17 protein-coding genes are annotated in these 21,241 nt (G+C 44.8%); 16 read left to right on the top strand and 1 reads right to left on the bottom strand.

Annotated elements, in window-relative coordinates; translation table 11 throughout:
* Position 1: 1 nt before the first annotated feature.
* From I2I11_RS16785 to I2I11_RS16860, 16 genes are all read left to right on the top strand, one after another.
* Positions 2–1,015, top strand: a complete 1,014-nt coding sequence (locus I2I11_RS16785) for a Gfo/Idh/MocA family protein (RefSeq protein ID WP_196268895.1) — start codon at positions 2–4, stop codon at positions 1,013–1,015.
* 54 nt (positions 1,016–1,069) lie between these two features.
* On the top strand, positions 1,070–2,791 hold the full coding sequence (locus I2I11_RS16790; protein WP_196268896.1) for a T9SS type A sorting domain-containing protein: 1,722 nt from the start codon (positions 1,070–1,072) through the stop codon (positions 2,789–2,791).
* Positions 2,792–2,942: 151 nt separating this feature from the next.
* Positions 2,943–4,100, top strand: coding sequence for an oligosaccharide flippase family protein (locus tag I2I11_RS16795; RefSeq protein WP_196268897.1), 1,158 nt, complete (start codon positions 2,943–2,945; stop codon positions 4,098–4,100).
* A complete protein-coding gene (gene asnB, locus I2I11_RS16800; protein ID WP_196268898.1) occupies positions 4,100–5,965 on the top strand; it encodes an asparagine synthase (glutamine-hydrolyzing) in 1,866 nt (621 codons plus the stop codon). Before I2I11_RS16795 ends, asnB begins: the two co-directional genes overlap by 1 nt.
* A 115-nt stretch (positions 5,966–6,080) precedes the next feature.
* A complete protein-coding gene (locus I2I11_RS16805; RefSeq protein WP_196268899.1) occupies positions 6,081–7,211 on the top strand; it encodes a glycosyltransferase in 1,131 nt (376 codons plus the stop codon).
* Between the two features lie 448 nt (positions 7,212–7,659).
* On the top strand, positions 7,660–8,583 hold the full coding sequence (locus tag I2I11_RS16810) for an O-antigen ligase family protein (RefSeq protein ID WP_196268900.1): 924 nt from the start codon (positions 7,660–7,662) through the stop codon (positions 8,581–8,583).
* Positions 8,567–9,382 carry a glycosyltransferase gene (locus I2I11_RS16815; protein WP_196268901.1) on the top strand — a complete coding sequence of 272 codons (816 nt, stop codon included), beginning with the start codon at positions 8,567–8,569 and terminating at the stop codon, positions 9,380–9,382. The genes I2I11_RS16810 and I2I11_RS16815 overlap by 17 nt, the downstream gene beginning before the upstream one ends.
* Positions 9,367–10,488, top strand: coding sequence for a glycosyltransferase (locus I2I11_RS16820; protein ID WP_196268902.1), 1,122 nt, complete (start codon positions 9,367–9,369; stop codon positions 10,486–10,488). The genes I2I11_RS16815 and I2I11_RS16820 overlap by 16 nt, the downstream gene beginning before the upstream one ends.
* A 118-nt stretch (positions 10,489–10,606) precedes the next feature.
* Positions 10,607–11,716 (top strand): O-antigen ligase family protein, encoded by a 1,110-nt coding sequence (locus I2I11_RS16825; RefSeq protein ID WP_196268903.1) that lies wholly within the window; start codon positions 10,607–10,609, stop codon positions 11,714–11,716.
* Positions 11,717–11,990: 274 nt separating this feature from the next.
* Positions 11,991–13,364, top strand: a complete 1,374-nt coding sequence (locus tag I2I11_RS16830; RefSeq protein ID WP_196268904.1) for an undecaprenyl-phosphate glucose phosphotransferase — start codon at positions 11,991–11,993, stop codon at positions 13,362–13,364.
* Between the two features lie 102 nt (positions 13,365–13,466).
* Positions 13,467–14,864, top strand: coding sequence for a histidine--tRNA ligase (gene hisS, locus I2I11_RS16835; protein WP_196268905.1), 1,398 nt, complete (start codon positions 13,467–13,469; stop codon positions 14,862–14,864).
* Between the two features lie 8 nt (positions 14,865–14,872).
* Entirely contained in the window at positions 14,873–16,363 is a 1,491-nt protein-coding gene (gene hutH / locus I2I11_RS16840; protein WP_196268906.1) for a histidine ammonia-lyase, read from the top strand.
* A gap of 41 nt (positions 16,364–16,404) precedes the next feature.
* Positions 16,405–16,863: a hypothetical protein gene (locus tag I2I11_RS16845; protein ID WP_196268907.1), complete on the top strand. Its 459-nt coding sequence runs from the start codon at positions 16,405–16,407 to the stop codon at positions 16,861–16,863.
* A gap of 114 nt (positions 16,864–16,977) precedes the next feature.
* Positions 16,978–18,900 carry a T9SS type B sorting domain-containing protein gene (locus I2I11_RS16850; protein WP_196268908.1) on the top strand — a complete coding sequence of 641 codons (1,923 nt, stop codon included), beginning with the start codon at positions 16,978–16,980 and terminating at the stop codon, positions 18,898–18,900.
* 449 nt (positions 18,901–19,349) lie between these two features.
* The gene (locus I2I11_RS16855) at positions 19,350–19,685 is read left to right on the top strand and encodes a YbaB/EbfC family nucleoid-associated protein (protein WP_196268909.1); all 336 of its coding nucleotides are present in this window, start codon (positions 19,350–19,352) and stop codon (positions 19,683–19,685) included.
* Positions 19,675–20,697 (top strand): glycosyltransferase family 2 protein, encoded by a 1,023-nt coding sequence (locus tag I2I11_RS16860; RefSeq protein ID WP_196268910.1) that lies wholly within the window; start codon positions 19,675–19,677, stop codon positions 20,695–20,697. Before I2I11_RS16855 ends, I2I11_RS16860 begins: the two co-directional genes overlap by 11 nt.
* Here I2I11_RS16860 and I2I11_RS16865 read toward each other — a convergent pair.
* Positions 20,692–20,910, bottom strand: coding sequence for a PspC domain-containing protein (locus tag I2I11_RS16865; RefSeq protein ID WP_196268911.1), 219 nt, complete (start codon positions 20,908–20,910; stop codon positions 20,692–20,694). The genes I2I11_RS16860 and I2I11_RS16865 overlap by 6 nt on opposite strands.
* Positions 20,911–21,241: the final 331 nt, after the last annotated feature.

Raw genomic sequence — 21,241 nt, forward strand, 5'->3', positions numbered from 1 at the left:
AATGAGTGACAAAGTAAAATTTGCAGTAGTTGGCTGTGGCCATATTGGCAAAAGGCATGCGCAAATGATAACGGAAAATGAGGAGTCTGAGTTGGTAGCCCTCGTTGACATTAAAAATAAGGAGCAGCTTGGCATTGATCAGTTTAACGTGCCTCTTTTTAAAACGCTGGAAGAATTGCTGGCAAGTGGCATAGAGGTGGATGTTGTTAATATTGCTTCACCAAACGGGCTTCATGCCAGGCAGGCCATGACCAGCCTGGAGGCACGCAAGCACATTGTGGTGGAAAAGCCGATGGCCCTAACCAAGCTTGATGCAGAAAAGCTCATCTTCAAGGCCCTGCATGTGCATAAGCATGTATTCGCGGTGATGCAGAACAGGTACTCGCCACCCTCCGTCTGGATAAAAGAATTGATAGAAGACGGTGTATTGGGTAAGATTTTTATGGTGCAGCTTAACTGCTACTGGAACAGGGATGATCGCTATTACAAAGCTGATAGCTGGCATGGCAAGCAGGAACTGGATGGCGGAACTTTGTTTACACAGTTTTCGCACTTTATAGATATCATGTACTGGCTCTTCGGGGACATCGAAAACATAAGCGCTAAATTCAAAGATTTTAATCATCAGCATTCCACTGATTTCGAGGATTCGGGCTTTGTAAGCTTTGACTTCGTAAACGGAGGTATGGGTTCCTTGAATTATTCGACCTCGATATGGAACCAGAACTTTGAGAGCAGCATGACCATAATTGCTGAAAACGGCAGTATCAAAATTGGCGGCCAGTACATGAATGAGGTGGAATATTGCCATATCAGGGATTACATGATGCCTGAACTGGCACCCACCAACCCCGGAAACGATTATGGCGCTTACAAAGGCTCTGCACAGAACCATCACTATGTAATTGAGAATGTGGTAGATACTTTGAAAGGCAGAAACACGATTACGACTAACGCGCTGGAAGGATTGAAAGTAGTTGACATCATTGAAAGAATATATGCGCTCAAGCATTAAGCTGCTCTCTGCTATTTTCCGAATCAATCTGAAAAGATATCTGCCATGAACCTTATGAAAGCTGCTTTAGGAAGTATAGTTGCCTGCCTGGTCCTTTTAATTCAAACCGCGGGCTTTGCACAGAATATAAGTGATGATGCAATTTTACAGGCTGGCTTTACAGTCCCTATCAATCATTCCTTTGAGCTGGTTAACCCGGAAGTAAACACCATAGAAGAACTTAACAGGCAGTTAAGCTCCTATTATGTGCCGGCCAAGTCATTTTACGGCGCCTACGACTCTCTGGAACTAGCAACTGCTTCCAGCCTGAACGAAAACATCTTTAAGCTGGAGTATAATATCGACAGCAGCTTGTATAACTCTTATTCCCTGACCAAATACCATGACGCGGGTACCAAATCAAAAACGGCAATACTGATTATTCCCGGCTCAGGGAACAACCAGGCGACAGAAATTTTTCAGGGTATAGGGTATCATGGCGATATTGTAAATCAGGTATCAGATTTTGGAGATATTTATATTTCGGTAAAACCCAATGAGGATTTCCTGGCCATTCACCGAAAAGGATATAAGCTGAATTTCTCTTTTATAACCAATTATTATATAAATGTAGGCGGCTCTTATTCTGCCAGCTACCTTATTAATGCTATTGCAACGGCTAAGTATTTAAAGCAAAATTACGACAGGGTTTTTATACTTGGTTTATCACAGGGCGCTTCGGCTGCTTTGTTAGTTTCCCTTCAATCTGCTCCTGCTGCTACAGTTGTTGCTTCCGGATTTACTATCACCAGAGATGACTTTGAGTGGGCTAACCAGGATCAGATAGTGATTCCTGATCTGGTAACGACTTATTCCAATGAGTATCTTCATGAAACGATAAAGAAGCAGCATACCAATTACTTTTTTAGCTGGGCCAGAAATGAGTATGGTATCTATCAAATCGAGGCCTTCAACGGCTATACAAAAACTTTCTTCCAGGATGTAGAAAATACGGAATTCGTATCACATACTCAGGGCCATAGCTTTCCGCAGCCAATGGTAAATAACTTCCTGAGTAGTATTCCTTCTGCAAAAATCTCTTTAATTTCTAATGTAGTTGGGGTTTGTGATAATCAGTTGTATCTGAAAGCAGCCGCTGCCGACCCTGACAGCATCGTTCAGTACCAATGGTACAAGGACAACCTGCCGCTTGAAGGGAATAACAGCGACTCTTTATATCTTTTAACAGGCGGCGAGTACCAGCTGGTAGTTAAAAATAACCGCGGTAAAATTTTTGCCACAAACACAATCAGGCTGAACAAAAAGAACTTCAGGAAGCAGATTACTTTAAAAGAAAGAATCATTACGGCTCCGGCAGGTTATGATGCTTACGAGTGGTATGCTGATAATAAACTTATACCCGGTGCAGATAGCAGCCTGGTTGTTACAGCGCCCGGTAACTATCATGTGGTGCTAACAGATGAGTTTGGCTGTAAAACATCAAACGTGATAAGCATTGCCAAAGACTATCCCTTGTTTGCCGATTTCATAACATCCATTATATACCCGAACCCGAACGAGGGGAATTTCAGGGTTGAGCTTGTTTCTCCTTATAGCGAAGAAGTGAAATTAGTACTGTATGATGCAGTTGGCAGAAGTATGTATGAAAAGAGCTTTATGAAGGACATCAACCAGGATTTCTTAGATCTGAGCATACACACCCTTAAACCAGGTATGTACTATCTTAAAGTACAGTCGGCCCGAAACGAGCAGGTCTCGCCTGTACTGATACGATAGCCTTAACGCTGAACATAACTCCGATTTATACTTACAGGAATTCCCAGCTACAAATTTGCTACTTAAATTCAGGGACAGGTTAAAGGAAAATATATTCTTAAAGAATATAATTACGCTGTTTTCAGGCACCTTAATAGCACAGGTAATCCCTATGCTGTTATCACCTGTAATAGCGCGCATCTACTCTCCTGCTGCTTTCGGAAGCCTCACGTTATTTGTCAGCATCATCACCGTAGTCGGAAGTGTTTCAGCAGCCAAGTATGAGATGGCTATTATTCTACCGGCGAAGCGGCTTGAAGGCCAGCTCCTGGCCTGGGTTTCGGTGCTGTTAGTGGCCTGCACAACTATACTATCTGCAGCAGCAATTCTTATCTTCTCATCAGAGCTTTCTGTCCACTTAAACGAAGGTTTATACTTTATCCCGCTTTCAATTGCCCTGTTAGGCTTAACCAATGTGCTCACGTACTGGCACGGCAGAAGCAAGAAGTATATGCTGCTGTCTCAAAGCAAAGTAGCACAATCGGTAGGCAATGGCACCGCACAGGTAGGTTTAAGCCAGCTGCAGGGCAGCTATTTTAATGGATTGATAGTTGCCTATTTACTGGGGCAGGTGCTGTTTGTTGGGGTAGCCGGCAAAAAATTCTTTATACAACTATGGCGGTTCAGGCATTTATTAACCAAGGATGCTATACGGGGGATATTACGGAAATACAGGAGGTTTCTTAGCTTTTATACTCCTTCGGCGCTACTTGATAACGCTTCGATGCAGGCGCCGGTTTTTATACTTTCAACTTATTTCAGTATTGCATCAGCGGGGCTTTTCGGTTTAACCTACCGGATTGTTAACATTCCCTTGTCCTTGATTAGCAGCGCAGTAGGCCAAGTTTATTACCAGAAGATAGCAGAATTAAAAAATGAAGGGCAGGATTTAAGACCTTTAGTTATCGACACAGCTAAAAAGCTTTTCTTCCTGTCTATCCCGCCTACAGTTGTTTTACTTTTTGCCGGGGAGTTCCTGTTTTCCTATATTTTTGGAGAAGAATGGACTGCTTCCGGGCATTATGCACAGGTGCTGGCTATCCCTTTTGCCGTAAGGTTTATTGCTTCTCCGCTGAGTTCTGTTCTTGTGGTTAATGACAAGTTAAAGGTGCTTTCACTCTGGCAATTTTTCTACTTTATCACTACTGTAAGTATACTTTACATTGGTACTTTTCAACCTCTTACAACTTTTATCTATCTTTACGGCATAAACGAAGTTGTACAGTACCTGTTTTACCTCTTTCTTATAATAAAATACTCTAAAAGATAATGTGTGGTATAAGCGGAATTATAAGTTTAAAAGAAAAGCAGGTTGATTCTTCTCTAATCAAAGCTTACAATGATATCATCTCCCATCGGGGTCCGGATGATGACGGTTTCTTCTTTTATAAGAATTTAGCCTTTGGCCACCGGAGGCTTTCCATACTTGATCTTAGCCCCGCTGGCCACCAGCCAATGCACCTTGGCGAAAAATATACACTTGTATTTAACGGCGAAATATTTAATTATTTAGAAATAAAGCAGGAGCTGCAAAAAGCGGGTTACAGCTTTGTATCCGGTACAGATTCAGAAGTTATTCTGGCAGCTTACGATTACTGGCAGGAAACATGTGTGAAGCGGTTCAACGGCATGTGGGCTTTCGCCATTCTGGACAGAAGCAACGATACCCTGTTTTGCAGCCGCGATCGGTTTGGCGTAAAGCCTTTCTACTACCGTAAAACAGAAGCTTACTTTGCTTTTGCCTCTGAAATAAAGCAATTCAGCACGTTACCCGACTGGCAGCCGGTTCTGCATACTTCCAGGGCGGCAGATTTTATCAGGCACGGCATTTTCGACCACACAGCAGACACACTTTTTTCTGATGTAAAGCAGCTGCGTGGCGGTCATAACCTGGTATTTAACCTTTCGGACAGCAGTGTTAGTGTGTATCAATGGTATAATCTCCGGGAAAACGTTGCGCCTTATAAAGGTACTTTCCAGGAGGCAAAGCAGGAATTTTTCGACCTGTTTACAGATGCTGTAAAGCTCAGGCTTCGTTCTGATGTAAAAGTCGGCTCCTGTTTGTCCGGCGGCCTGGATAGCACTTCGATTGTGTGCTCTGTTAATAAAGTTTTAAGAGAAGAGAACAAGCACGACATACAAGAGACTGTATCTGCCTGCTCAAGTATAAAAAAGTATGATGAGCAGCAGTTTATTGATGAAGTAATAAATAAAACAGGGGTAAAATCTCATAAGGTTTACCCGGATTTAGATACTTTGTTTGATGCACTTGATACATTAGTCTGGCACCAGGATGAGCCTTTTTCCTCGTCCAGCATTTTTGCACAATGGTGCGTATTTGAGGAAGCACGCAAAAACGGCCTTATAGTGATGTTAGATGGCCAGGGCGCCGATGAGTCGCTGGCCGGCTACCCTCCCTTTCATGATGCCCACCTGATGGGTTTACTGAAGGACCTTAAACTGGGGCGGATTATGGAAGAAACTGCTGCCCTGCAAAACCTGCACGGGTACAGCGCAAAAAAAGCATGGCAGTTTGTAGCCAAGTCTATTATGCCTTCCGGGTTAGCTCAGAAACTTCGCCAAACCAGCACGCCGATACTTCAAGATAGCATTAGCAACACAGAAGATTGTTATAGCCCTGCTTTCTTTTCCAGCATTACCGACATGTCCTACGACCAGTTGTGCGTCTCCAACCTTCCGATGCTGCTGCATTATGAAGACAGAAACTCAATGGCGCATTCTATTGAGTCGCGGGTGCCCTTTTTGGACTACAGGCTTGTAGAATTTATAGTTAGTTTGCCCGACGACTATAAAATACATAATGGTAAAACAAAGTATGTGCTGCGCGAAGCGCTGGATGCGACCATCCCCGATAAGATTAAAAACAGGCATGATAAAATGGGCTTTGTTACTCCGGAAACTGTCTGGATTCAGCAACATAAAGACGCAGTACGGCAGAAATTAACGGAAGCCTGCAAGGATTTAAACCAGCTTGTAAACCCTGACCAGATTATGGCTTCGTTTGACAAGCTCATAAAAGGAGAAGAGGATATTCATATTGGCTCAGTTTACTTCAGATTATTAACATTTCATCAGTGGTTTAAAAAATTCGGGATAGTTCTAAAAAATAATTAATGAAAATAGTTACCATTATTGGAGCGCGCCCTCAGTTTATAAATAAAGAATCCGGGCAGCATTTTGCGACGGACATGCCGCAGGTAAAATCGTAGCTTTTACAAAATAGAAAGTAATGAGGATTGCATACCTAGTCGAAGTAGACATCACCGAAGAAACAGGCGTTACAAAAAAAATAAAAGGCCAGACAAACTCATGGGCACAGGAAGGGCATGATGTAAAAATTTTCTCATTCCCTTCAGTCCTTAGCTCTGAAGTAAGAAACAGGAAGAATATTATTGATGTAAGCTCAGAAACTTTCTTGAACCCTATAGCATCTTTTTTTAGTGGACAAGTACAAAATTACCTTAACAAGATTTTAAGCAGTCAAGCAATTGCCAGGAGTCTGCAAGACTTTTCTCCTGATATAATTTATTATCGGCAGGGAATCTGGTTTCCAGGCATACACAGAATTTTTTCTCAAAAAGCACCTATAATTTTAGAGGCAAACACCAATGATTTAGAAGAAATAAAGCTGGAGGGTAAAGTCAGAAGAATTATATATACCTATGGCCGCAAAAAGATTTTAAAGCATGTACTTGGAGTTGTAAGTGTGACCAATGAAATTGGGGAATATTATCAGGGCTTAGTTCCATATATCAAAACAGTTAGCAATGGCTTCGTTTTTAATGATGAAATACCTGCTCATACCCTCACTGCTAGCTTTTCTAATAAGCCCTCTCTGATATTTGTTGGAATGCCAGGTTACTCGTGGCATGGTGTGGATAAAATTTTAAGATTAGCCAGCTTGCTACCAGAGTTTACTTTTCATCTGGTTGGCTATGAAAAAGCCAATCTACCTGAGATGACTGATAATATTATTTGCCATGGTTACTTACGAAAAGATTCCCTTAAAACTTTGTATGCTACTGCCGACATAGGTATTGGTACATTAGCACTGCATAGAAAGAATATGGACGAGGCCTGCCCATTAAAAGTACGGGAATACTGTGCTTTTGGCCTGCCTGTTATTTTGGGCTACAAAGACACTGATCTGGAAGGGCAGGATTTCATATTGGATATTGGTAATTTCGAGGAAAATGTAGTTCAGAGCATTGACAGCATAAAAAACTTTGTCAGAGCCTGGCACGGAAAGAAAACTGAAAGGTCGGTAGTAGAACCGTTGATAGGATTAAATGCAAAAGAGAAAGAACGTTTAGCGTTTTTCAAAAGCGTACAAAATGCATCTGAAAATCAGGCTAAATAAGTTAAACTGGCTTTTTCTGCTTCTGGTAGTCTTTTTGCTCCCTTTTACCGGAGTACCGGGGCTTCCATTCTTAGGTGAGCTTCAGGCTGATGCTTCTGCACACATTCTTCTGTTTATTTCTGTGCCGCTATTTGTGGCAACCATCCTCTTTCAGAAACGAATAAGAATCATATCAGACAGGTATTATTTTTTATTCCTCCTTTTTATCCTGCTGGTATTTGCCAATTCTGTTGTATCTCTAAACAGCTTCGACCATATTTTTAAAGGTAAAAGCGGTTACGGCAAGTTTATACTTCAGTATTTCCTGCTTCTTTTTTATGGCGTAATTGTCTGCCATATCTTCTATAATATCTTATGCCACATAAGTTTTGAGAAGATATTGTTCCGCATAAGAAAGGCAATTGTACTATCTTATTTTATTGTATTAGGCTATGCTTTTTTCGAGATAATGCATATCTATCATATAGAACTCTTTACGCCCTTTCTGAAAAGCATAGACCCAATCATCAGAACCGGGCAGAAATTCCACTATGTGGCTTACGGAAGAATACGATCGATTACGCCAGAGCCTCCTTTTCTGACCCTGTACCTGGTTTTTGCCGTGCCCTGGCTGTTAAGTTACTTTCTGACTCAGCCCGGTAAACTTTTCAGGAACTGCTTTCTCCTGCTCTCTATATTAGTTCTGGTATACTTCTCCGGCTCCAGATCGGGTCTGGTGATTATCAGTCTACAGGTTATTTTATTTTTTGCCCTGCAGGTAAAGCGCAGAATTACCGGCCGGAAGTTTAAAAAGGCTATTTACCTGTCTCCGTTTATTTTAGCGGCCCTGGCAATAATGCTGTATGTTTCAAGTGACAAGATTATTGAGCGTATCAAGTCCATCTCTGTATCGGAAGACAGCAACTTGCAGGAATCCAGCATATCGCGGTGGAGCACCCAGGAAGCCGCACTGGAAATAGCCTTGGATAATCCGGTATTCGGCGTTGGCTTTGGCCAGCAGGGCTTCTACTTTCCTGCCTATTACTCCATTTGGTCCTATAATAACAGCTATGAAATCAGGAACTGGGCCAATACGAATCTTCCTATATGGCCGCCGGGCTTCTCCATGTTTACCAGGTTAGCTGCAGAAACAGGATTCTTTACCGCCTTCTTCTTCTTCGCCATTAATTTACTGTTAGCATTGAAGTTGTTTTTAATAAGAAAGAGGTTTAAAGCACAATCTTTCGTGCTGACCATCTTAGCAACGATAAGCCTCATTACTATAGTTGGCTATATATTTGTTTATCTGCAGTGGGATTCGTTCAGATTAACAGGGTATTGGTTAGCTTTGTCCTTATCCATAATTCTTATCAAAAATGAGAGATCATCGTAAGGCAGTTGTTCTCATTCCGCATTACAACGATCCTGAAGGCCTGCAAAAAACAATTGCTTCCTTTTCAGAGAATGAACCCTGCGATGTACTGGTGGTGGATGATGGAAGTATAGCGCCGATTGATGAAAATAAAATTCAGGAATTATTTAAGGCCACAGGAGAAGTATTCTTTTTATATCTGGAGCAAAACAGTGGAATCGAAACTGCCCTTAACAAAGGATTAGACTGGATAAAGGAAAACGATTACCAGTTTATAGCCAGGTTGGATTGCGGCGATATCAATATGCCTCAGCGCATCCATAAACAACTGGAGTTCATGGAAAACAACGCTGATATTCAGTTGCTGGGCACCTGGGCAGAAGCTATAGATGTAAATGGCAATCCCCTCTATCAGCTGCATTTGCCTGCGGCACATGAAGATATCGAAAAGAAGATGTTCTTAAACAACATGTTTATACACCCCACGGTGATGTTCCGGAAAGAGGCGCTGGATGTTATCAAAGAATATCCTTACGATTACCCTGCTGCAGAGGATTATGCCTTTTTTTTTAAATTTGTCCGGAATTTTAAAACAGCGAATTTACCCGAAGTGCTGGTACGCTTCGAGATCAATACCGCAGGCGGTATTTCTTCAACCAGAAGAAGTACGCAACTCCAAACCAGAATTAAAATAATAAAGGAAAACTTTAAGTTTGGCTACTACCCCATCATGGGAATCACCAGGGCGAGCATCTTATTGTTCATTCCCAGAAACATTGTAGAATCTCTCAAAAAGCGGATACTTTGGAAAGGAAAGTAAAGGTCTTACATATAGCACTGGTACTTAGCGGCGTAGAGACTTATATCAGATTGGTGGCAGCAAATATTGATGAGGCTAAGTTTGAGTTGATCATTCTCAGAGATAATGAGCAGAACCAGCTACCCATCACGTACAAATCGGGCAGAGTTGTTAAAACCTATACTTTAGACTTTGAGAGAGACATCCGTCTTTTAAAAGATACAAAGCTGCTGGGCCAGGCACTTAAAATAGTAAAGGCCGAATCGCCAGATATTATTCATTGCCATAGCGCTAAAAGCGGAATAACAGGCAGAACCATCGGAGCAATATTACAAATACCTGCTTTCTATACGCCTCATGCTTTTTCGTTTTTAAGTGCCGGCAACAGTCTCAAAAGCTTTGTTTTCAAGTCTCTGGAAAGGCTTTACAGCTATACAAACAGTTATGTAATAGCGTGTTCCGAATCCGAAGGCCGGCGTGCTGTTCAGGATGCCCATTATCCGCAGGAAAGAACCTTTGTGATAAATAATTCTTTGCCAAGGCCTTCGCAGGAGCCTGTTTTTGATAATACCAGCAATTATATCTGCACCGTTGGGCGTCCTTCTTACCAGAAGAACACGCTTTACCTGCTGCAGGCTTTCAGGGAAATACATAAAGCTCTCCCCGCTTTAAAGTTATACATGCTGGGGGTGGGGCATTACTCTCCGGATCTGGAAAAGGCAAAAGAGTTTATTGCAGCAAATAACCTGGAGCATGTTGTCCGATTTTTTGAATGGACCTCCCGGGAGGAAACGCTTTCGATCCTGAGCCATAGTTTGCTTTACATCTCTCTTTCAAGGTATGAAGGTTTGTCTTACGCCGTTCTGGAAGCCATGTCTTTGGGCAAGCCCTGTATCTTGTCGGATGTTGATGGCAATAAGGATTGTGTGGCAGATCAAAACAGCGGTCTTTTAATTGATATTGATTTACCAGCACAGGAAAGCGCTGCTGCTATTATTGATTTGCTCAGGAACAGAGACAAAGTAACAGAGATGGGGAAAGGCGCCTATAATGAGTTTCTTAGGCATTTTATTATAGATAAAAACATACAGGCTTTAGAAAGTTTATACCTTCAGTATGCTAAATAGACTAACTGCACAGGCAATTTCATTTGAAAGGATATTAATCTGGCTGTGCATATTTTTGTTGCCGTTTAAACCAATCTACGCCAATATCCCCCTTATTATTTTTATACTGCTTGTGCTTGTGCAGCACTATAAAAACATCCATAACTTTAAACACCACGCAGGTTTATACCTCTTCTTGTCTATTTTCCTTTTGTATTTAACAGGTCTGTTTTATGCCAAAGATTTTCATACCGAATACAAGATAGTTGAGAAGAGCTTTGCTTTGCTCTTTATGCCTTTGGCCTTCGGTTTAATGCCGCAGGCTAAAGTCCACCTGGTCAGAAAAGGGTTTTGGCAGGGGCTTTTCAGCCTGGCGCTTATACTTGGCATTTATTCCTTCTATTCCGCTTACAGAATTTACAGCGAGCTTGGTTATTTACCAACAGTCGGGGCCCGGGTAAATGAGATTACGTATATTCACAGGCCATACTTTGGATTAATCCAAACGCTAAGTTTCAGTTATGTTTTATCCCTGCTTTTCAGAAAAGGGCTTAAGATTCATCCTGTCTACTACCTGGGGCTCGCGATAGCAATTATATCAGTTTTCCTGGTTGTAGCCCGCTTGTCGGTCGTTGCGCTGATAATTGTTTGCTTATACTTTGTTTATGAATATTTAAGGAAAAGAGGAATCCTGAATTTAAAGACGATAGCCGGGCTTATTCTTTTTATGGTCCTGAGCATTTCGGTGCTGAGCCAGTACAACCGGTTCAGCGAACGTTTTATTTATCTGCTGCAGGGCAAGGGCGAACCCAGAATTCTAATCTGGGAATGCGCATACCGGCAATTTACGGACAGGGACTTTAATATATTTTTAGGAAACAGAAGCGCCAGCACCACCCAGGATAAACTTAACAACTGTTATAAAGAAGAATCTATAAATAAAACTTACTGGGCCTGGATTTATGAGTCTAAAGAGAATTTTAACACGCATAACGAATACCTGAATATGCTCTTAAGTTATGGCATCCTGGGTTTGATTCTGCTCTTAGCATTATTCCTTTACTTATTTTTCAAATCAAGGAAAGAGGCGGATCTGGCAGCTCAGTTTTTTGTAATCGTTTTTGCATTTAATTGTTTTACAGAAAATTTGCTGGCACGCCAGGATTCCATTTTTATTTTTTGCATCTGCGCAGCCATCATAATTTACTATAAAAAGGATGAAATTACGGTCTCCGCTCATCCTGAATAAAACTGTAAGTACGTTATTAAATTTCCGGTACGAAGTATGCTGCTATTTGCAGGCAGATACAATTGCAGCCTGAAGTTACTACAGCCATATACCTATAAGCCAGGCCCTGTTTCGCTAACCAGGTGCATTTCTAAATTAAAGCTGTCCTATATCATAGTTATACATTATTTTTGAGCACAGGACAATGTTCGTTTTTAATCATTACCAGCCAACTTAGTTAATAAAGTGCGCTTGCTGGTTCTAATCCGAATTTATACTATCTGACTACTTAAAAATGTCTGGTTTATATTCAAAATACATTAAGTTAATTCACTTCTTAGGTGATATTGCCGCCATAGCAATATCCATTGTTCTGGCATATGTCCTTAGCCACTCAGTGACAGATGAACCCAATTATCTGGTATCATTTCTCTTTTCTTTAACCAGTTGGCTGCTTTGCACGGCTTTACTAGGTACTTATAAAGTAAATCGCGTCACCAGAAGAATAAATGTGGTGTTTACGGCTCTGAAAGCGATATTGCTTTACATTGTTTTAATTGAAGCAGGGCTTAACCTGGCTGAAATTGTATCTGTGCCGCGGGAAGCTCTTTTCTTGCACTACCTGATTTTAACATGCCTGATAGTTTTCTGGAGAGTTGCCGTCACCACGGCGCTGAGAATTTACAGGAGAAATGGCTACAACCTGCGCAATGTCATCATCGCCGGCCTGAACGATACCGGACTGGAACTTGAATACTTTTTCAAAATGCACCCCGAGTATGGCTATAACTTCCTGGGCTTTTTTGATAATAAAAGCACGGACGGAGTCACCTTAAAAGGCCGGATCAGCGAAATAGAAACTTTTGCCCTGCTAAATGATGTGGATGAGATTTATTGCTGCCCTTATGAATTAGACAAGCATGAAATAACGCAGCTTCTTGATTTCGCAGACAATAACCTGATTCGCATTAAATTTTTACCGGTACCCGGCAGCCAGCCCTACCAGAAATTGAAAATAGATTTTAATGACGTTTTCCCGGTGCTCCTTGTCCGGGCACTGCCCCTGGATGATGTCATTAATAAATTCATCAAAAGAGCTTTTGATATCGTCTTCTCTCTTGCCGTTATACTTTTTGTTTTGTCGTGGCTGATACCATTGGTGGCGCTGGCGATTAAAATCACGTCTAAAGGTCCTGTTTTCTTCAAGCAGACGCGTTCGGGCATAGATAACAAAGATTTCCAGTGTTATAAACTGAGAAGTATGTATGTGAATGATGATGCCAACCTGCTGCTTGCACGCAAAGGAGACTCCCGCATTACGCCTGTCGGGGCTTTTATCCGAAAAACGAGTATAGACGAGCTTCCCCAGTTTTTTAATGTGTTGTTAGGCCAGATGTCCATAGTCGGGCCAAGGCCGCATATGTTGAAGTTAGGGGAAGAATACGCGCAGGTAGCGAACAAATACATGGTGCGCCACTTCATCAAGCCTGGTATTACGGGCCTCTCGCAGGTGCGCGGCTATCGGGGCGACACCTCTGAGCTATACCAGATACGGGGCCGTGTAAAGCTGGATATCTTCTATCTTGTAAACTGGTCGTTTTTGCTTGACCTGAAGATAATTTTTTATACCATTTATAATGTTGTTAAAGGCGATAAAGCTGCTTTTTAAATTTGCCCTTCTGCACAGCTGAAAGTAAACTACTGCATCTTCTCAACTCTCCACCCGCTTTTGCTACAGTTTTAGTAACTTCGCCGGCAAACTGGCGAAAGCATGAGCAAAGAGAAACCAAGTATACCCAAAGGAACACGCGATTTTGGCCCTGCTGTGGTGGTCAAACGTAATTATATTTTCGGCATTATCAGGCGCACCTTCGAGAAATTTGGCTACCTGCCCCTCGAAACCCCGGCCATGGAGCAACTGTCGGTGCTGACGGGCAAGTATGGCGAGGAAGGCGATCAGCTGATCTTCAAAATCCTGAATTCCGGCGATTTCCTAGCTAAGACCACTCCTGAAGACATCAGCAAAGGGCACAAACACCTGACACGCAAAGTATCAGAAAAGGCGCTGCGCTACGACCTGACAGTACCTTTTGCCCGCTTCGTGGTGATGAACCGCAACGAGATTACATTTCCGTTTAAGCGCTACCAGATTCAGCCCGTATGGCGTGCCGACAGGCCGCAAAAAGGTCGTTACCGCGAGTTTTACCAGTGCGACGCCGACGTAGTTGGCACCAGTTCACTGCTCTGCGAAGCCGAGATTGTGCAGATGATAAACGAAGTGCTTAGCACCCTCGGCCTTACAGATTTCACTATCAAAATAAACCACCGCGGTGTGCTGGCAGGTATAGCCGAAGCCATTGGCGAAAAAGGCCGCGAGAGCGATATCTGTGTAGCCATTGACAAGCTGGATAAAATCGGGCCGGAAGGCGTGCGCAAGGAGCTGCTGGAGCGCGGCATTTCTGAAAAAGCTGTTGACAAGCTGGAGCCCCTTTATACTTTGAGCGGCAGCAACGAAGAGCTGCTGGAGCAATTGCAGGTTATACTTGGCGAAACAGCAGAAGGGCAGCGCGGCCTGAAAGATCTGCGCGAAGTGTGGGCATACTTACTGGGTCTCAACAGCCAGGCATTATCAGCGCAAAATGCGTCCGGTATTCCGCGCCTGCTGCTGGACGTAACCCTGGCACGGGGCCTCTCCTATTACACCGGCTGCATCTTCGAGGTAAAAGTTAACAATGTAAGTATGGGCAGCATCAGCGGGGGCGGCCGCTACGATAACCTGACGGGCATGTTTGGACTGCCGGGTGTGTCGGGCGTGGGCTTTTCGTTTGGCGTAGACCGTATTTACGATGTGCTGGACGAATTGCAGCTCTTCCCGGACAGCAGCCAGGCAGGCACCAAAGTGCTAATCGTACAGTTCGATAAGGAATCGGAGTTGTATGCTTTGCCTTTGCTGCAGCAACTGCGCGATGCAGGCATTGCCGCCGAACTATACCCCGAAGCAGCCAAACTGAAAAAGCAGTTGAGTTATGCCGATCAGAAAAACATCCCTTATGCGCTGCTGATTGGCTCTGAGGAAATGGCAAGCGGGCGGCTTAAACTGCGCAACATGCAACGCGGCGAACAGCAGGAACTGGCTATCAACGATGTTATCGCCCATCTCACCAGATAAACGGCTCCATGGATAACATACATTACATTTCCGGCGAGTACCTGACACTGGAGACTGTTGAAACGGTGCTGACGCAGAAGTATACGCTGGCACTTTCGGAAGAAGCGGAGCACCGCATTGTGCGTTGCTACGAGTACCTGCACCAAAAAATCGGCGGCGCTGAAGGCAGCATCTACGGTATTAACACGGGTTTTGGCGCACTGTGCAACCGTAAAATTCCCACCAGCGATGTAGAGCAACTGCAGCGTAATCTGATGATGTCGCATGCCTGCGGCACCGGCGCCGAAGCACCGCATGAGGTGGTAAAACTCATGCTGCTGCTCAAAATTCAGTCGCTGGCTTATGGCCACAGCGGGGTGCAGCTGAAAACGGTAAAGCGCCTCATCGACTTCTATAACCGCGATATTTACCCGATAGTATACCAGCAGGGATCGTTGGGCGCAAGCGGCGACCTGGCGCCATTGGCACACCTGTGCCTGCCGCTGCTGGGTTTGGGCGAAGTATACTTTCAGGGCTATAAGCTGGCCAGCGAGCACGTACTGGAAATGTTCAGTTGGGAGCCCATTACTTTGAAGGCAAAGGAAGGTCTGGCTCTGCTCAACGGCACGCAGTTTATGAGCGCTTATGGTGTGTATACTTTGCTGATGGCAAACCGCCTGTCTGCACAGGCCGACATGGTGGGCGCGCTATCGCTGGATGCCTTTGATGGCCGCATAGAACCGTTTAACGAACTCATTCACCGCATCAGGCCGCACCAGGGGCAGCTGGAAACAGCGCAGGTTGTCCGGGAGCTATTGGAGGGCAGTGAAATTATTGTGCGCGAGAAGCAGCACGTGCAGGACCCCTACTCTTTCCGCTGTATGCCGCAGGTGCACGGGGCTTCCAAAGATGCTATCCGCTACGCAGGGCAGGTGTTTCTGACAGAAATAAATTCGGTAACGGATAACCCGAACATCTTTCCGGAGGAAGACACCATTATTTCAGGTGGTAACTTTCATGGGCAGCCGCTGGCACTGGCGCTGGACTTTCTGGCTATCGCGGTGACCGAACTGGGCAGCATCTCCGAGCGCCGCACTTATCAGCTGATTTCCGGTTTGCGCGGGCTGCCCGAGTTTCTGGTAGCAGAGCCGGGGCTGAATTCAGGCTTTATGATTAGCCAGTACACGGCAGCTTCTATCGTAAGCCAGAGCAAGCAGTTGTGTACGCCCGCCTCTGTCGACTCTATCCCATCGTCCAACAACCAGGAAGACCATGTAAGTATGGGTGCCAACGCGGCTACCAAACTTTACCAGGTGGTACACAACACTGAACGTGTGCTGGCTATTGAACTGATGAATGCGGTGCAGGCGCTGGATTTCCGGAGGCCGCTGCAAACCTCACCTATACTTGAAAAGCTGGTAGCCGCTTACCGCGATAAGATACCGTTTGTGTCTACTGATCGCGTGCTGCACCACGATATCATGCAAAGCATCGCTTTTCTTCATACTTATACTTTTTAACAGCATCATTAAGCCTTACTGTAAAGGAAATCTATAACCCAATGGAAGCTCAGCCAATTGACAGGGTTGAATCTAAAAGAATGGAGAAGTTTAAAAAGCTATTCTTTTATATAGGTTTTATTTCTGTAATAATATTAGCATATAAAGTTTCTACCAGAACAAACCATTCTGGTACAACGGGTTTTTTGCTTGACTGTCTGTTGATAGTATTCTCGATCTATTTGACCTTCAGAAGCTTTAGAAATGCCATAGGCCGAACAGGACAATTCATTGAATGGCGCGAATTTGATATCCAATACAAATTAAAAGAAGATGACTCAGTTAAAACTATACCAATTAAAACTATCAAGAATATAAACATTGGTCTGGACAAGATTATAGTTGAAACTACCACGAATTCCTATAGGCTTGACATTGAAGACTTCACTAAGTATGAAACAATAAAACGTATCAAGAATAACTTTGAAAGAATAAAAATATCCGTGTCTAAGCACACCTAAACTTCAGCTTCGTTACCATTTATCCAACAAGTATGTAAAAGCATCCCTCTACACAATAATTTTTTGTGTTTGTACATTATGTAAATAAAAGAAGCAGCCAAACTGATATCATTTTTGAAATTCCTGTTCGCCATATTATTTATACTTGCAGGCTTCTTCTCTGCTTCGGCACAGAGCGAAACCCCCGGCTGCTTTAAAGCCTACGATGCGCAGGGGCAGGAAATCACAACGCTGTGCGCAGATCAGGAAGTCTCTTTTCAGGACTGTGGCAACAAGGTGCCCGACGAGAACGAGTACTATGTATTTGACTACAAAAATGGCAGCGCAATTCCGACACCGGCATCGCCGGAGAAAAAACATACCTACCATGCTCCCGGCAAATACCGGGTGCTGCAGATTGCCAATTATGGCGGCGCCACCCTCACCGACACCGTATCGCAGGTATATGAAGTAAAGGAGGTAATACCGCCTGATTTTACAACTACCGCCTGCGCCAGCCGGAACATCAACGTTTCTATAACCGACCAGCGCTACGACCGCTACATCCTGAACTTTGGCGACGGGCAGCAACAGCCGGCAATACCAGGCGGCCAGTACAGCCATACTTACGCCACTGAAGGTACTTACACGCTTACCCTTACCGGTTCCTTTACCGGCGCTCCCTGCCAGGGCACAGCCACACAGGAAATTACTGTACAAGGAAAAATACCGGCGCCGAAGCTCGCCAAACTTGAGGTGCAGCAACAGGCAGTATCAGGGCAGTTGCAGCTCACTTTACAGAACCTGCAGCCGGGCCGGAGCTATTTGATTGAGCAGCAAAAAAACACAAGCATCGGTTTCAGGGTCATCGCAACCATCAGCAAGGTGGTGCAGGCGACGTTTGTGCACCAGCTCACCGGCATCAATACAACAGAAAGCGCTTTGTATCGCATCCGCCCCATAGACGATTGCGGCACTGTGTTAAATGAATTCTCTAATGTTATAGGCAACGTTGTGCTGAGCGCTACCCCTGCAGAAAAGGAAATAGCGCTGAACTGGAATTCCTTGCCCGGCGCTTCGGAAGGCTATGCACTTTACCGCAACGGCAGCCTCCTTAAAACCATAGATAAAGCTACTACCAGTTACTCCGATACAGACGTAAGTTGTGGCCAAAACTATACTTACCAGCTGATAGCTTTATATCCGGACGATGTGCAGTCAGCTTCCGTGACGCAGCAGGCAGAGATTTCTTCAACGGCTACGCCACCCAAGGGCCATTTAGTTTCTACTTTCGATTTAAATAACCAGTTACAACTCACACTGGATGTTCCGCAGGGGCAACAGGCGCAGCAGGTTACTTTTGAGCGAAGTATAGCCGGCGCAAACTATGAAGCATTGGCCTCATCGCCGCAAAACACTTATACGGATGCGGCTATAGACATAAACAAAGCACCCTGCTACCGCGCCGGTTACACCGACGCCTGCGGCAACAGCTCCGCCCCCAGCAATATCACCTGCCCCATACTCCTGCAGGCCGCGAGCGCTGCAGACGGAAGCACCAACCTGAACTGGACCAAGTATGAAGGCTTTACGGATGGCGTGGAACAGTATACAGTAGAGCTGCTAAGCCCGGATAAACAGCTTATTGCCAGCTACCCGGCCAGCGGCAACGCTTACACCGACAGAATCCTTGGCGCTGAATCACTCCTGCTTTATCGCATCAAAGCCTCCGCAAAAAATGATACGGCTATCACCTACTCCAACATCCGGACACTGGAGCAGCCGCTGCAACTTTACATACCAAGCGCCTTTACGCCCAACAATGACGGTCTGAACGATGTATTTGAAGTGAAAGGCCGTTTTTTTGAAAATTTCAGGATGCGTATTTACAACAGCATGGGAAACGTGGTATACGAATCGTCGGACGCGACGGCAGGCTGGGACGGCACTTACAAAGGCACGCAGGCGCCTGCCGGAGCCTATGCCTACGATATCAGCATAACGACAGCCGCAGGCAGCCCCAAACAACGAACCGGCACAGTCACGCTGCTGCGATAGCTATACTTATAACGTGCAAGTATAAAAGCATTTTGGCGATAAATTTTATAGTGCTCCTCGCTCAGGTTTCGTATTTGTCTGAATCCGGATTATCAGGATTTTGGGATGGACAGGATGTATGAAGTACAAATTTTGAAACAGGTCTAATTTAATTTTACTGCCTTTACTCTATAAGACAGATGCAGTTAAGGCTTATTTGAGTTGTAAGAATTTGTCATCCTGGAAGGATCTTGTGAGCTACATGCAGGTAACTCACAAGATCCCTCCAGGATGATAGAACCAAAAAGACGTATTATTCTTTTGGCAAAAAGGAAGTAACATAAAGTATCATTCCTGGAATCCCAATTCAGATACTCTATACTTATACTTTAGATATTATGCTTGTATCTTTGCGTGCGCCACAGGCAAAGATGCTTTAGCCTCGTACAGATACTTTAAAAAGAAAAACTATGTTTGATATGTTCGGCATGATGGGCAAGATGAAAGAAGTCCAGGCCAAAATGAAAGAAGCACAGGATAATTTACAGCACATCACAGTTACGGCAGAATCCGGTGCCGGGCTGGTGAAAGCGACGGTAAACGGACAGCGCAAGCTCCTGAAAATAGAAATAGACGAATCGATTCTGAATACCAACGACCAGGACATGGTGAATGATCTGGTGGTTGCGGCCGTGAACAATGCCATGCTGACAGCCGGGGAACGCGCGCAGGAAGAGATAAAAAAGCAGACAGAAGGCTTGTTGCCCAATATTCCGGGTTTAGACCTCGGCAGCCTTGGCCTTTAGTACGCCGCACACAGCCGTTGTTATACTTAACTGGAACGGGCTCCGCTACCTGCAGCAGTTTCTGCCGTCGGTTGTAGCAAACAGTTCAGGCTGCGAAATCATTGTGGCCGACAATGCTTCCACCGATGGTTCTGTTGCTTTTCTGCAGGCACATTTTCCACAGGTGCGCCTCATCCTGCTACCCGAAAATTATGGCTTCTGCGAAGGGTACAACCGGGCGCTGCGCCAGGTACAGGCCTCCTACTACGTGCTGCTGAATTCTGATGTGGACGTTCCGCCCGGCTGGACAATTCCGATCCTGAACCTGATGGAGTCCGATGCAGGTATAGCCGTTTGCCAGCCGAAAATAAATGCGCAGCAGCACCCCTGTTTCCTGGAATATGCCGGTGCCGGTGGCGGTATGATAGATGCTGTCGGGTATCCGTTTTGCCGTGGCCGCCTGTTCGAAACGCTGGAAGAGGACTACGGGCAGTATAATGATGTGCAGGAGATCTTCTGGGCAACCGGCGCCTGCCTGTTTGTGCGCAGCGAAGTATACCATACCCTGGGTGGGCTGGAACCGGAATTTTTCGCGCACATGGAGGAAATTGACTTTTGCTGGCGTGCCCAGAATGCCGGTTATAAAGTGATGTATAACGGCCACAGCCAGGTATACCACGTAGGCGGCGGCACGCTGCATAAATCCAATCCGCGCAAAACCTTCCTTAATTTCCGCAACGGGCTGGCACTGCTGTATAAAAACCTGCCTGCCCGGGAGCTTTTCCCGACCATGGCTCTGCGTATAGTACTCGACTGGACTGCGGCTTTACGGATGCTGCTGGCCGGGCAGCAGGGCGATGCCAAAGCGGTGCTGGACGCCCACCTGGCTGTATTCCGCAAGCGCCATTACTGGCGCAGCCGCCGCAAAGCGCAACCACATAAAAGTAATTTCCCGTACATGGCAGGCGTTTACAGGGGCAGCGTGGTATGGGCCTATTTTGTCAGGCAAAAGCGGACGGTGCAGGAGCTATAGGTCCCAGACGGTGCTGCGCTCACGGCGCAGGTGCTTTCGCACGTTCATCCAGAAAGCCAGCGCCAGGTAAATAATCACCGGCGAACCCATCGTCAGGAACGAAAGGTAGATAAAGGTCAGGCGAATGCTGCTGCTGGCAAAACCTAATTTTTCACCCAGCATCGTACAAACACCAAACGCCCGTGATTCGATAAAGTACTGAAGCCTTTTCATTTAAAGGAATGTTATTCTGAACAAAATACTGTCATCTATGCTTCAGCTAAAAATTATTAGCTTAGGCAAGTATAACCAATAACGTACAAATATAGTTTACGATGTATTTTTTACGGCGAAAGTTTACGAGAAGATGTGTCACCATTACCTGTAAAGCAAAATAAGATTTCTGATGGCCTGTAGCAGGCAAAACAAATAAGTGCTGAAAAGCAGTGCTGATTTGCAAAAGTTATAAGCATGATGCAGCACAGGTATGGCGATGTGTCATTTAACATCAGCCGCGTAAAATGTGCCTGCAGGAGGAACTTATGCAGCAGAAATGTGGCAAGTA

Source organism: Pontibacter rufus (genome assembly GCF_015694705.1).
Lineage (GTDB): Bacteria > Bacteroidota > Bacteroidia > Cytophagales > Hymenobacteraceae > Pontibacter > Pontibacter rufus.

Coding starts and splice junctions, on each gene's coding strand:
- I2I11_RS16785 (WP_196268895.1), top strand. CDS start 2: ATGAGTGACAAAGTAAAATTTGCAGTAGTTGGCTGTGGCCATATTGGC.
- I2I11_RS16790 (WP_196268896.1), top strand. CDS start 1,070: ATGAAAGCTGCTTTAGGAAGTATAGTTGCCTGCCTGGTCCTTTTAATT.
- I2I11_RS16795 (WP_196268897.1), top strand. CDS start 2,943: ATGCTGTTATCACCTGTAATAGCGCGCATCTACTCTCCTGCTGCTTTC.
- asnB (WP_196268898.1), top strand. CDS start 4,100: ATGTGTGGTATAAGCGGAATTATAAGTTTAAAAGAAAAGCAGGTTGAT.
- I2I11_RS16805 (WP_196268899.1), top strand. CDS start 6,081: ATGAGGATTGCATACCTAGTCGAAGTAGACATCACCGAAGAAACAGGC.
- I2I11_RS16810 (WP_196268900.1), top strand. CDS start 7,660: ATGCATATCTATCATATAGAACTCTTTACGCCCTTTCTGAAAAGCATA.
- I2I11_RS16815 (WP_196268901.1), top strand. CDS start 8,567: ATGAGAGATCATCGTAAGGCAGTTGTTCTCATTCCGCATTACAACGAT.
- I2I11_RS16830 (WP_196268904.1), top strand. CDS start 11,991: ATGTCTGGTTTATATTCAAAATACATTAAGTTAATTCACTTCTTAGGT.
- hisS (WP_196268905.1), top strand. CDS start 13,467: ATGAGCAAAGAGAAACCAAGTATACCCAAAGGAACACGCGATTTTGGC.
- hutH (WP_196268906.1), top strand. CDS start 14,873: ATGGATAACATACATTACATTTCCGGCGAGTACCTGACACTGGAGACT.
- I2I11_RS16845 (WP_196268907.1), top strand. CDS start 16,405: ATGGAAGCTCAGCCAATTGACAGGGTTGAATCTAAAAGAATGGAGAAG.
- I2I11_RS16855 (WP_196268909.1), top strand. CDS start 19,350: ATGTTTGATATGTTCGGCATGATGGGCAAGATGAAAGAAGTCCAGGCC.
- I2I11_RS16865 (WP_196268911.1), bottom strand. CDS start 20,910: ATGAAAAGGCTTCAGTACTTTATCGAATCACGGGCGTTTGGTGTTTGT.